The 11,731-nt window shown below is 56.2% G+C and carries 12 protein-coding genes; 6 read left to right on the forward strand and 6 right to left on the reverse strand.

Annotation, left to right across the window (positions count from 1 at the left end; translation table 11 throughout):
• Window positions 1-2: 2 nt before the first annotated feature.
• The 3 genes from ACM6IN_RS02485 to speD all read right to left on the reverse strand — a co-directional run bounded on the left by ACM6IN_RS02485 (window position 3) and on the right by speD (window position 2,408).
• Window positions 3-1,109 carry an amidinotransferase gene (locus ACM6IN_RS02485; RefSeq protein ID WP_007914450.1) on the reverse strand — a complete coding sequence of 369 codons (1,107 nt, stop codon included), beginning with the start codon at window positions 1,107-1,109 and terminating at the stop codon, window positions 3-5.
• Between the two features lie 2 nt (window positions 1,110-1,111).
• The gene (locus ACM6IN_RS02490; RefSeq protein ID WP_007914449.1) at window positions 1,112-1,984 is read right to left on the reverse strand and encodes a spermidine synthase; all 873 of its coding nucleotides are present in this window, start codon (window positions 1,982-1,984) and stop codon (window positions 1,112-1,114) included.
• A gap of 61 nt (window positions 1,985-2,045) precedes the next feature.
• Window positions 2,046-2,408, reverse strand: coding sequence for an adenosylmethionine decarboxylase (gene speD / locus ACM6IN_RS02495; protein ID WP_007914448.1), 363 nt, complete (start codon window positions 2,406-2,408; stop codon window positions 2,046-2,048).
• 524 nt (window positions 2,409-2,932) lie between these two features.
• Here speD and ACM6IN_RS02500 point away from each other — a divergent pair.
• Window positions 2,933-4,231, forward strand: a complete 1,299-nt coding sequence (locus ACM6IN_RS02500) for a mechanosensitive ion channel family protein (RefSeq protein ID WP_414915346.1) — start codon at window positions 2,933-2,935, stop codon at window positions 4,229-4,231.
• Window positions 4,232-4,251: 20 nt separating this feature from the next.
• Here ACM6IN_RS02500 and ACM6IN_RS02505 read toward each other — a convergent pair whose 3' ends face one another.
• The 3 genes from ACM6IN_RS02505 to ACM6IN_RS02515 form a co-directional block, all read right to left on the reverse strand.
• Window positions 4,252-5,118, reverse strand: a complete 867-nt coding sequence (locus tag ACM6IN_RS02505) for a carboxylate/amino acid/amine transporter (protein WP_007914446.1) — start codon at window positions 5,116-5,118, stop codon at window positions 4,252-4,254.
• Window positions 5,119-5,389: 271 nt separating this feature from the next.
• Window positions 5,390-5,989: an FMN-dependent NADH-azoreductase gene (locus ACM6IN_RS02510; protein ID WP_414915347.1), complete on the reverse strand. Its 600-nt coding sequence runs from the start codon at window positions 5,987-5,989 to the stop codon at window positions 5,390-5,392.
• A gap of 229 nt (window positions 5,990-6,218) precedes the next feature.
• Window positions 6,219-6,533 carry a 3-phosphoglycerate kinase gene (locus ACM6IN_RS02515; protein ID WP_095113746.1) on the reverse strand — a complete coding sequence of 105 codons (315 nt, stop codon included), beginning with the start codon at window positions 6,531-6,533 and terminating at the stop codon, window positions 6,219-6,221.
• A 49-nt stretch (window positions 6,534-6,582) separates the two neighbouring features.
• On the opposite strand from ACM6IN_RS02515, the gene ACM6IN_RS02520 reads away from it, so the two are divergent.
• The 5 genes from ACM6IN_RS02520 (at window position 6,583) to aqpZ (ending at window position 11,696) form a co-directional block, all read left to right on the forward strand.
• The gene (locus ACM6IN_RS02520) at window positions 6,583-7,506 is read left to right on the forward strand and encodes a LysR family transcriptional regulator (protein WP_007914443.1); all 924 of its coding nucleotides are present in this window, start codon (window positions 6,583-6,585) and stop codon (window positions 7,504-7,506) included.
• A 14-nt stretch (window positions 7,507-7,520) separates the two neighbouring features.
• Window positions 7,521-8,324: an alpha/beta fold hydrolase gene (locus ACM6IN_RS02525; protein WP_095113747.1), complete on the forward strand. Its 804-nt coding sequence runs from the start codon at window positions 7,521-7,523 to the stop codon at window positions 8,322-8,324.
• A gap of 3 nt (window positions 8,325-8,327) precedes the next feature.
• A complete protein-coding gene (locus ACM6IN_RS02530; RefSeq protein WP_007914440.1) occupies window positions 8,328-8,885 on the forward strand; it encodes a peptidylprolyl isomerase A in 558 nt (185 codons plus the stop codon).
• Window positions 8,886-8,973: 88 nt separating this feature from the next.
• Window positions 8,974-10,806, forward strand: coding sequence for an ABC transporter ATP-binding protein (locus tag ACM6IN_RS02535; protein ID WP_007914438.1), 1,833 nt, complete (start codon window positions 8,974-8,976; stop codon window positions 10,804-10,806).
• A gap of 194 nt (window positions 10,807-11,000) precedes the next feature.
• Complete coding sequence (gene aqpZ, locus ACM6IN_RS02540) at window positions 11,001-11,696, forward strand: aquaporin Z (protein ID WP_064586473.1); 696 nt, start codon at window positions 11,001-11,003, stop codon at window positions 11,694-11,696.
• Window positions 11,697-11,731 lie beyond the last annotated feature (35 nt).

The raw sequence follows: 11,731 nt of genomic DNA on the forward strand, positions 1-11,731 counted from the left end.
ATTCAAGTGTACCGTTGATATTTGCCTGACCTTCTCACATCCAGTGTTGCACAATGGAACGAGCCACCGAATGACTGAAAGTTTCGGAAGTCACAAGGAATCACCTCGTATCCCCAACGTCTGAAGGCGGCAATAAAATCGGCTTCCTGCCGTTCGACAATAACAGTGCGGTCATCCAGCGAGAGCACGTTGGTGTGAATCCATTTGCTGGTCATATATAGCGGGTGCGAGTCTGGAATCGTACTGGGAGGCGGGACCAAAATTTCCCAATCCTTGAAAAACTCCGGCAGTTTGCTTACCCATGCCTTATTGACCAGCACTCGACCGGGAGACAGCGGCATGATTGTGGTGTCGATGTGCATGGGTGAGGCGTCATCAAACTCATAAATATGTATTTTATAGTTTTCTCCAAGCTCTCTTTGCAGCCACTGCACCCCCAACATGTTAGTGACATGGCTGCGTTGCCCGACGATGTCTGCACCAATCCGAAGAAAATCGGCAGCGTCAAAGAGAGGCTCATGCTCTTCGATCACTTGATCAAAGTACTCCTCGGGAAAGGAGTGCCCCTGTTTCCACATCGTATCCCTGAGCATTGGCTTCGGCGCGGATGTAATGTGCGCACCGCGTTTAAAGTAATCGTTCAGAATATCCCTGAATGGAAAAGTCTCAAAGTAGCGACTGCGCCAGGCCATGGGTGTTTCGATAATCTTGTTGCCCAACGCAAACATGCCATCTCTAGGCATGGCGCTGTAATACCCTCCATTCGTAGAGAAGAATGGCGTGACAATGGGTCTGAAATGATCGTGTTCGTTAGGCCTTTTGACCGTAATACCCAATCCTTCGAGCAGTGATGCCAGCCCATCAACCTCTTTTCGAGCGCGCGTCACGTGTTCTTTGTCAAAGCGCTTGCCAGAGTTATCAATAAAAAACTGCTGGGTTCTTTGCGGTATCACTGCCTTCAGGTTCGTGTCCCACTCTGGAATCCTGAAGTCATCAATAATACCTACGATGACCTCTTCCAGCGGATCCCACTCGGTGTAAACACTCACAGGTGATTGAGTGACTTCCTGTTCGATCAATTCACTCTTTTGAATACTTTGAAATTCCATTTTCAATAATCCATGCGCATTACTTTGGGGGCGATCACCGATCTCGATAGCGATACCGCGTCGATGTACTGTGGATCGTATTTGCTGCTACTGAGTTTTCGCTGCATTTGTTCAGTAGACAGTTCTACTTTCCCCGCATGGCCAACCAGCCAGACCCAATCCTGTTCATCAACTTCGAAGTAGGTGACGTGGTGAAATACCTTCTGCATCCGCTCGTAAGACTCTTTCAGGGTCTTGCATCGCCATAAGCAAGAGTTACCTGCCTGGGTAATGAATGCGCCATCCGGACTCAGCAAGGATTTTACATCGGCCCAAAAAGACTCATTATAAAGCCCTTCTGTTTCCGGCCCTTCATCGGGTATATCCATCACGATGAGGTCGTAGGTTTTTCCCTTGCCGAGCAAGTTCGTTATGTACTCCTTGCCATCACCGATAATTATTTTTATGGCGCTATCATCATTGGCACTGACATACCTTTTTATTTCTTCTTCGGTGTACCCATACGGAAGGTGTTCACCGCAGGCTCGCATGCACTCTTCGTCGATATCTACATGAGTGATTTGACTCACCCCTGCTTCCTGAAGAATTTTTACCGCCACCCCCTCGGACGAGCCAATAACCAACGCCGACTGCGGTAAATTTGGCATACTGAGAAGCGCTGGCATTACTTGCCCTTCATGATAAGCCAATTGGCTTAACTCGGAGCTTTGCCGCTCGTTATTACAGAACAGGGTTCTACCGTGGGCGGTATCCGCAATAAGGATATCCTGAAATCTCGTGCGCCCCTGGAAATGCGTTCTGTATATCTGCCACGTTCTGCTGACCCCATCCGATATAGGCTCTTGCAACAACATAGGTTCAGAAACTTCGCTCATCCTCACTACCCTCCTCATGCTGTAACATCCTCATCCATTGATGACTTACATTGAGCTTTACTTACTGACAGCCACGCCTCACAGTCTTTATTTGATGCTCATCACAATCGAGTGCAGCACAGATAAACTCGAAAGCCTTATCCGGATCGCACTGCGTCCCACAAGTGAAAATATCGAGAAATAGCGCGCCGAGTTCCGGGTAGGTATGAAAGGAAGCATGAGACTCTTCCAGTAAAACCAGAACTGTAACGCCTTGCGGATCAAACTGTTTGGACACAGTTCCACAGACTGTTGCGCCCGCTTTAGTCGCCGCAGCGCACAAGAGCTCAGTCAGAAAACTTAGGTCGTTTAGTTTTTTCGGAGCGACATTATAAAGCTCGCCAAGAGTGTGCTTTCCGAAGAAAGCTCCAGAGTTGTTTTCCATGCAAGTTCCGTCTGCAAGGTAGAAAGTTTTTGCAGACTACATTTGCGTTGAACGATAAGTAAATCCGTAGAAGTGTAACTGAATGTTACATTATTTAAAGCACTTCAAAATCATCAACTTAAAACTATTAATAGGCGCTAAAAACCCATAACTAACGATTAGTCAGGATGGTGCGACGTCCATTTTGCTGACCTCTATCAGTGCAAAACTTATTTATTGTGACCTGCCAAAATTAACGTTCTGGATAGATACGCTTCGAGTTCCCAGGCGCTTTACAGGTTTCGCGCCAACCGACAACTTTCTGACGTCATTAATCAATCTAAAAAAAGACGTTGATTCACAAATTCATCTATGCGAACAGCGATCATTCACACCTTGTACGGCGCGCCCGGACAGTGCTACGCCGAGTCCCCCACACACCAATGCAGGCGCATTTTTTGTTGCCTGATTTATCATCAACGGCAATACCGCGCGTTTTAAATGCTCTAATTACTCATCGCGTCTCACAGAAGAATCGTTCTCCCATGGATTTCAAACAGCTCTGGCTTACAGCCCAAGACCTCTGGGGCACCCTGGAACAGCATCCGTTTCTGCAATCCGGCCTGGCCCTGATGTTGCTGTTGGTCATCGCGCTAGTGCTCGGACGAGTTGCGCGCTACCTGATCCTGCACGCCAGCCGCATGCTCGGCCGCCAGCCGGCGCTGCACTGGATCAATGACTTTCGCCATAACAAGGTGTTTCAGCGCCTGGCGCAGATGACGCCGTCGTTGGTCATCCAGTTCGGCCTGCATCTGGTGCCGGAATTAAGCAAAACCGCCATGACCTTTCTTGGCAATGTGGCGTTGTCGTTCACCATTCTTTTCCTGCTGCTCTCGGTCAGCGCCCTGCTCAATGCGTCGCTCGACATCTATGCACGTACCGAACACGCCCGGACGCGCTCGATCAAAGGCTACGTGCAACTGGCGAAGATGGTCTTGTATGTGTTCGGCGCGATCATCATCGTCGCCACATTGATCGACCGTTCACCGCTGTTGCTGCTCTCCGGTCTGGGTGCGATGTCGGCGGTGATTCTGTTGGTCTACAAAGACACGCTGCTGTCGTTCGTTGCCAGCGTGCAGTTGACCAGCAACGACATGCTGCGTGTCGGCGACTGGATCGAGATGCCACAGGTCGGCGCTGACGGCGACGTGGTCGACATCACCCTGCACACGGTCAAGGTGCAGAATTTCGACAAGACCATCGTCTCGATCCCGACCTGGCGGCTGATGTCCGAGTCATTCAAGAACTGGCGCGGCATGCAGCAATCGGGTGGGCGACGGATCAAGCGCAGCCTGTTCATCGACGCCAGCGGCGTACGTTTCATCCGTGATGACGAGGAGGAAAAGCTCTCCCAGGTGCATCTGCTCACCGATTACATGAGCCGCAAGAAAGCCGAATTAAAAGCGTGGAACGAGGCCCAGGGCAATGTCGCGGCGATGTCGGCCAACCGTCGACGCATGACCAATATCGGCACTTTCCGCGCCTATGCGCTGGCGTATCTGAAGAGTCATCCGGAGATTCAGCCAAACATGACCTGCATGGTGCGGCAGATGCAGACCACTGCGCAGGGCATTCCGCTGGAGATCTACTGCTTCACCCGCACCACGGCGTGGGCCGATTACGAGCGGATTCAGGGGGATATTTTTGATTATCTGCTGGCGGTATTGCCGGAGTTCGGGCTGAGTCTGTATCAGCAGCCGAGTGGTGGGGATTTGCGCTCTGGATTGCTGCCGGCGGTGCTCGGCGCAGCCAGCATTCCTGAACCACAGAAACACCTCATGTAACCCCACCACTCCTACAGGGGTTATGCAGTGGCTGGGGATTTGCGGATGCCCAGTCGGCTGATCCATACGGCGGCAAGGATGACGCTGCCACCGAGGAACAATCTTCCAAGTTCCTCATGCTGATTCCAGATCAGCAGATTCAGCAGCAACCCCACCGGTACATGCAAATTGTTCATCACCGCCAGCGTGCCGCCGTTGACCATGCACGCGCCCTTGTTCCACCAATACATGCCCAGCGCGGTCGAGACCAGGCCGAGGAACAGCAACACGCCCCACTGCAACGGTGCTTCCGGCAGGAAATTCGCTTTGCCGAACATCAGGAATGCGGGCAACACCACCGCCAGTGCACCGAGGTAGAAGAAGCCGAAGCGCCGATAGTGCGGTAGATCGCTCGGGTGCTTGGCCACCAGATGCTTATACATCACCTGCCCGGCGGCGTAGGTGAAGTTGGCCAGTTGCAGGAGCAGGAAGCCCATGAAGAAGTCCGGACTGATGCTGTCGAAGCGAATCACCGCCGCCCCACTCACCGCCACCAGCGCGGCGATCAGCGCCCATGGGTTGAAGCGGCGGTTCAGCGCATCTTCGATCAGCGTCACGTGCAGCGGCGTGAGGATGGTGAACAGCAACACTTCGGGCACCGTCAGCACCCGGAAGCTCAGGTACAAGCAGACGTAGGTCACGCCGAACTGCAAGGCGCCGATCAGCAGCATGCCGCGCATGAATGAAGGTTCCACCGAACGCCAGCGGGTCAGTGGAATGAACACCAGCCCGGCCAGCACCACACGCACCAGCACCGCGAAATAGCTGTCGACATGACCGGCCAGGTATTCGCCGATCAGACTGAAGGAAAACGCCTGGATCAGCGTGACAAAAAGTAGATAGCCCATGCTCGCCTCGAAATCGAATGGCGGCGACGATAGCGGTTTTTCCACCCCGCAACCAACAAAAATCCCCCTGTAGGAGCTGCCGCAGTCTGCGGCAGCTCCTACAGGGGATCGGTGAGTTACGGGCAAAAAAAAGCCCGATCTCGCTAATGCGTTCAATCGGGCTACAGCACTCAGGAGCAACAAGTGCAAAGGGAGGTTCGATGCGCGTAGAGCCTTGAAGGGGTTGCGCCAGGTCACTTAAACAATCGGGGATTATCTGGCGATTAACCTATCAAGCGACCTGGGACAGCTTGGCGTTGGCCTGATTCAGGCCTTTCTCCTGGAAGTCGCCACCGAGGTTCATGCCTTCGGCGTGAATGAATGTCACGTCGTTGATGCCGATGAAACCCATGACCTGACGCAGGTACGGTTCCTGATGATCCGCCGGGCCGCCGGCGTAGATGCCGCCGCGAGCGGTGAGTACGTAGGCACGTTTGCCGCTGAGCAAGCCTTGCGGGCCGGTTTCGGTGTACTTGAAGGTCACGCCGGCACGCAGCACGTGGTCGAGCCAGGCCTTGAGGGTGCTCGGGATGGCGAAGTTGTACATCGGCGCGGCCATGACCAGCACGTCGGCGGCGAGCAATTCATCGGTCAATTCGTTGGAGCGGTTCAGCGAGGCTTGTTCGCTGTCGTTGCGCTGCTCGGCCGGCTTCATCCAGCCGCCCAGCAGGTTGCTGTCCAGGTGTGGCACCGGGTTCGCGGCGAGGTCACGTACGGTGATCTGATCGTTAGGATGCGCCGCCTTCCACTGACTGATGAAAGTCTGGGTCAGTTGACGGGAAACCGAATCTTGTTGGCGGGCGCTGCTTTCAATGATCAGAACGCGGGACATGGTGTGTAGCCTCCATCCGAGAATGTTGTAGGTCGATGGAGTGAAGGTTAAACAGAGTCGAATCGATGAAAAAGCGCAAATAATTGCTGCAAAGTATCGAATAATTCGTTTAGATGCTGAACCATGCTCCTGTAGGAGTGAGCCTGCTCGCGATAGCGGTGTGTCAGCTACATCTGTGTTAACTGAAACACCGCTATCGCGAGCAGGCTCACTCCTACAGGGATCGGTGTTATTTCGGGCTGCAGGTCAGTTTGATGCGCAGCTTGATGATCTCGCGGGTGAACTTGGCCGTGGCGTTTTTATGTTTGCCGGCCGGTACCTCGATTGTGCGGGTGCGCGGTGCTTCCGGACCATTGCTGAACACCGCTTTGCAGGATGCATCGACATCACCGTAGTTGGCCACCCGAATCGAGCCGATGTCGTTATCGGTGTCGAAGGTTTCGTAATCGATCTTCATGCCATTGAGATCTTTCTGCACATCGATCGGGTACGCAAAAGCAGTCAGCGGAAGCAACGCCAGCAGCACACAACAGAATTTTTTCATTCGGCAGTCTCCATGAGGGACGGCCAGCTTAGGACAAGAGGAGCTATTGATGAAAGCGCCCCGCGTGACCCTGGATCAATGGCGAACATTGCAGGCCGTGGTCGACCACGGCGGATTCGCCCAGGCTGCCGAGGCCTTGCACCGTTCGCAATCGTCGGTGAGTTACACCGTCGCCCGTATGCAGGACCAGCTCGGCGTGCCGTTGCTGCGCATCGATGGGCGTAAAGCCGTGCTCACCGAGGCCGGCGGCGTGTTGCTGCGTCGTTCGCGACAATTGGTGAAACAGGCCAGCCAACTGGAAGACCTCGCCCATCACATGGAACAGGGTTGGGAAGCCGAGGTACGGCTGGTGGTCGACGCCGCCTATCCAAGTGCGCGGATTGTCCGCGCGTTGACCGCGTTCATGCCGCAAAGTCGCGGTTGCCGCGTGCGTCTGCGCGAGGAAGTGTTGTCGGGTGTCGAGGAAGTGCTGCTCGAAGGTGTGGCCGACCTGGCCATCACTGGCCTGAGCATTCCCGGTTACCTCGGTGCGGAATTGAGCGACGTCGAGTTCGTCGCCGTCGCCCATCCCGATCACCCGCTGCATCGACTCAATCGCGAACTGAGCTTTCAGGATCTGGAGACCCAGATGCAAGTGGTGATTCGCGACTCCGGCCGCCAGCAGCCGCGTGATGTCGGCTGGCTCGGCGCCGAGCAGCGCTGGACCGTTGGTAGCCTTGCCACGGCGGCCACGTTTGTCAGCAGCGGCCTCGGTTTTGCCTGGCTGCCACGGCACATGATCGAGCGCGAACTGAAAGATGGCTCGCTCAAGCTGCTACCGTTGGACAGGGGCGGCAACCGCAATTCCAGCTTCTATCTGTATTCGAACAAGGACAAACCCTTGGGCCCGGCCACGCAAATCCTCATCGAACTGCTGCGTACCTTCGACACTTTGCCGCTGGACGCACCGTTCGCCGCCCCTGAACAAGCCTGACACGGAGTTCACCGATGGCGTATTTCGAGCACGAAGGTTGCAACCTGCACTACGAGGAATATGGCCACGGTACGCCGTTGCTGCTGGTTCACGGGCTCGGTTCGAGCACACTGGACTGGGAAATGCAGATCCCGGCACTGGCCGCGCATTACCGGGTGATCGTCCCGGATATTCGCGGCCACGGGCGCTCGGACAAACCGCGCGAGCGCTACAGCATCGCCGGTTTCAGTGCCGATATGCTCGCGCTGATCGAGCACTTGAACCTCGGCCCGGTGCACTACGTCGGGCTGTCGATGGGCGGCATGATCGGCTTCCAGTTCGGCGTCGATCAGCCGCAAATGCTGAAAAGCCTGACCATCGTCAACAGCGCACCCGAAGTCAAAATCCGCAGCCGCGACGATTATTGGCAATGGTTCAAACGCTGGAGTCTGATGCGACTGCTGAGCCTCTCCAGCATCGGCAAAGCCCTTGGCGGCAAACTTTTTCCGAAACCGGAACAAGCCGATCTGCGGCAGAAAATGGCCGAACGCTGGGCAAAAAACGACAAACGTGCTTATCTCGCCAGCTTCGATGCGATTGTTGGCTGGGGCGTTCAGGAACGACTTTCCCGAGTGTCCTGTCCAACGCTCGTCATCAGCGCCGACCGTGACTACACGCCTGTCTCGCTGAAAGAAACCTATGTAAAACTGCTGCCGAATGCGCGGCTGGTGGTGATCGCCGATTCGCGCCACGCCACCCCGCTGGATCAACCCGAACGCTTCAACCAAACGCTGCTGGAGTTCCTCGCCGCAGCCGATACTCAATCTCAGGATCACTGACCCATGTTGAAAAAACTCGCCCTCGCCGCTGGTACTGTGCTGTTTGCCGCCAACCTGATGGCTGCCACGCCGGCCAAAGCACCGCACGTGCTGCTGGACACCACCAACGGCCAGATCGAAATCGAACTGGACCCGGTCAAGGCGCCGATCAGTACCAAAAACTTTCTCGATTACGTCAACAGCGGCTTCTACAACAACACCATTTTCCACCGTGTGATCCCGGGCTTTATGGTCCAGGGCGGCGGCTTCACTCAACAGATGCAGCAAAAAGAAACCAAGGCCCCTATCAAGAACGAATCCAAAAACGGCCTGCATAATGTCCGTGGCACACTGTCCATGGCCCGCACCTCTGTACCTGACTCGGCGACCAGCCAGTTCTTCATCAACGTCAAGGACAACGACTTCCTCGACCAAGGCGACGGCTACGCAGTATTCGGCAAAGTGGTCAAAGGCATGGACGTTGTCGACATCATCGTCAACTCGCCAACCACCACCAAAAGCGGCATGAAAGATGTACCTGCCGACCCTGTTTTCATCAAGTCGGCCAAAGTCATCGACTAAGCTGTACAGGGCGTATCGAGCGGCGCTGGCCTGATCCCGCGCCGCTCACACCGATAAAAGGAGAGCCCGTACTCCGGGCGGTTATCTGATGCTCTATCGCCGTTTCGAACAACTGATCGACATATTCCGCGAGGCGCCGACGGCGTCCCCTCCAGATCGCGTCTGGCCCTTCTATACCTATTACCTCAAACAAGTCTGGCCAAGTTTTGCCGCCCTGCTCGTCGTCGGCCTGTTCGCCGCGTTGATCGAAGTGGCACTGTTCAGTTACCTGAGCCGTATCATTGATCTGGCCCAAGGTACACCGAACCCGAATTTCTTCAGCGACCACGCCCTCGAACTGACGTGGATGCTGGTGGTTGCCCTCGTCCTGCGGCCGATTTTCTTCGGCCTGCACGACCTGCTGGTGCATCAAACCTTGAGCCCCGGCATGACCAGCATGATCCGCTGGCAGAACCACAGCTACGTGCTCAAGCAAAGCCTGAACTTCTTCCAGAACGACTTCGCCGGGCGCATCGCCCAACGCATCATGCAGACCGGCAACTCGCTGCGTGATTCGGCGGTGCAAGCGGTGGATGCGCTGTGGCACGTAGTGATCTACGCAATCAGTTCGCTGGTGTTGTTCGCCGAGGCCGACTGGCGCCTGATGATCCCGCTGCTGACGTGGATCGTCGCCTACATCGGCGCGTTGTATTACTTCGTTCCGCGCGTGAAAGATCGCTCGGTGGAAGCCTCCGATGCGCGCTCGAAACTGATGGGCCGCATCGTCGACGGCTACACCAACATCGCCACGCTGAAGCTGTTCGCCCACACCAACTTCGAACAGCACTACGCCAAGGAAGCCATCGAAGAACAGACCGTCAAAGCGCGAATGGCCGGCCGCGTCGTCACCAGCATGGACGTGGCGATCACTGCCATGAACGGCCTGCTGATCGTCGGCACCACCGCGTTGGCCCTGTGGTTGTGGACGCAGTCGTTGATCACTGTCGGTGCGATCGCCCTGGCCACGGGTCTGGTGATTCGCATCGTCAATATGTCCGGCTGGATCATGTGGGTGGTCACCGGCATTTTCGAAAACATCGGCATGGTCCAGGACGGTTTGCGCACCATCTCGCAACCGGTCAGCGTCACCGATCACGAACAGGCCAAACCGCTGGACGTGGCCCGTGGCGAAGTGCGTTTCGAGCACGTGGATTTTCACTACGGCAAGAAGCGCGGGATCATTGGCGACCTCAACCTGAACATCAAACCGGGCGAAAAAATCGGTTTGATCGGGCCGTCCGGTGCCGGCAAATCAACGCTGGTCAACCTGTTGCTGCGCCTCTACGACGTCGAGGGCGGGCGGATCATGATCGACGGTCAGAACATCGCCGAAGTCGGCCAGGAAAGCCTGCGCGCGCGGATCGGCATGATCACGCAGGACACCTCGCTGCTGCACCGTTCGATCAGGGACAACTTGTTATATGGCAAGCCTGACGCCACGGATGCAGAGTTGTGGGATGCGGTGCACAAGGCGCGCGCCGATGAGTTCATTCCGCTGTTGTCGGACGCTGAAGGTCGTACCGGGTTTGACGCGCATGTCGGTGAGCGCGGGGTGAAATTGTCCGGTGGCCAGCGCCAGCGCATCGCCATTGCGCGGGTACTGCTCAAGGATGCGCCGATCCTGATCATGGACGAAGCGACCTCGGCGCTGGACTCGGAGGTTGAAGCGGCGATTCAGGAAAGTCTGGAAACCCTGATGCAGGGCAAAACCGTAATCGCCATTGCCCACCGTCTCTCGACCATTGCGCGCATGGATCGGCTGGTGGTGCTGGAGAACGGCAAGATTGCCGAGAGCGGCACCCATGCTGAATTGCTCGCCCACCGTGGTCTGTATGCACGGCTATGGGCGCATCAGACCGGGGGGTTTGTCGGCATCGACTGACCCCTCCAAGAGCGTGGGAACGATCACCGCCACAGCCCGCCAACCACGGGCGCTGGCGGTTTTTTTGTGGCCGCTGGAAATCGGCAAAAAGCCTGCTGTACTCAGCCAAGGCTCCGGAACGGAGCCTGTCGTAAGTCTGCAAGGACGCACAACTCGATGCAGTCTCGATAGCAGGGCTATCAAGGACGCCTCTCATGTCTCTGTTCAAACGTTCAGTCACTGAGTTGTTGGGTACGTTCTGGTTGGTATTGGGTGGTTGCGGCAGCGCGGTGATCGCCGCGTCTTCACCGTTGGGAATCGGGGTGCTGGGGGTGGCCCTGGCGTTTGGTCTGACGGTGCTGACCATGGCGTTCGCCATCGGCCACATCAGCGGATGTCACCTCAACCCGGCCGTTTCGGTCGGTCTGTTCGTCGGCGGTCGGTTTCCGGCCAAAGAGCTGCCCGCTTACATCATTGCCCAAGTGCTCGGCGCAATTCTCGCGGCAGCGCTGATTGCGCACATCGCCAGCGGCAAAGAGGGCTTCGATATCGCCGCCGGCCTGGCGTCCAACGGTTATGGCGAACACTCGCCGGGCAAGTATTCGATGGCCGCCGGGTTTGTCACTGAGTTGGTGATGACCGCGATGTTTGTGATCATCATCCTCGGCGCCACCGATAGACGCGCACCACCAGGACTGGCACCGATCGCCATCGGCCTGGGCCTGACGCTGATCCACCTGATCTCGATTCCGGTCACCAACACTTCGGTCAATCCGGCGCGCAGCACGGGGCCGGCATTGATGGTCGGCGGCTGGGCGATTGCGCAGTTGTGGATGTTCTGGGTCGCGCCGTTGATTGGCGCGGTGGTCGGTGGCGGGATTTATCGCTGGTTGGGCAAGGAAGAAACCTGAGGGGGTGCCTAAGATCCCTTTGTAGGAGCTGCCGA

Source organism: Pseudomonas sp. IT-P395 (genome assembly GCF_949767675.1).
In the GTDB taxonomy this organism is placed as follows: domain Bacteria; phylum Pseudomonadota; class Gammaproteobacteria; order Pseudomonadales; family Pseudomonadaceae; genus Aquipseudomonas.

Coding starts and splice junctions, on each gene's coding strand:
- ACM6IN_RS02510 (WP_414915347.1), bottom strand. CDS start 5,989: ATGTCCCGCGTTCTGATCATTGAAAGCAGCGCCCGCCAACAAGATTCG.
- ACM6IN_RS02535 (WP_007914438.1), top strand. CDS start 8,974: ATGCTCTATCGCCGTTTCGAACAACTGATCGACATATTCCGCGAGGCG.
- ACM6IN_RS02485 (WP_007914450.1), bottom strand. CDS start 1,109: ATGGAATTTCAAAGTATTCAAAAGAGTGAATTGATCGAACAGGAAGTC.
- ACM6IN_RS02490 (WP_007914449.1), bottom strand. CDS start 1,984: ATGAGCGAAGTTTCTGAACCTATGTTGTTGCAAGAGCCTATATCGGAT.
- aqpZ (WP_064586473.1), top strand. CDS start 11,001: ATGTCTCTGTTCAAACGTTCAGTCACTGAGTTGTTGGGTACGTTCTGG.
- ACM6IN_RS02500 (WP_414915346.1), top strand. CDS start 2,933: ATGGATTTCAAACAGCTCTGGCTTACAGCCCAAGACCTCTGGGGCACC.
- ACM6IN_RS02525 (WP_095113747.1), top strand. CDS start 7,521: ATGGCGTATTTCGAGCACGAAGGTTGCAACCTGCACTACGAGGAATAT.
- ACM6IN_RS02530 (WP_007914440.1), top strand. CDS start 8,328: ATGTTGAAAAAACTCGCCCTCGCCGCTGGTACTGTGCTGTTTGCCGCC.
- ACM6IN_RS02515 (WP_095113746.1), bottom strand. CDS start 6,533: ATGAAAAAATTCTGTTGTGTGCTGCTGGCGTTGCTTCCGCTGACTGCT.
- speD (WP_007914448.1), bottom strand. CDS start 2,408: ATGGAAAACAACTCTGGAGCTTTCTTCGGAAAGCACACTCTTGGCGAG.
- ACM6IN_RS02505 (WP_007914446.1), bottom strand. CDS start 5,118: ATGGGCTATCTACTTTTTGTCACGCTGATCCAGGCGTTTTCCTTCAGT.
- ACM6IN_RS02520 (WP_007914443.1), top strand. CDS start 6,583: ATGAAAGCGCCCCGCGTGACCCTGGATCAATGGCGAACATTGCAGGCC.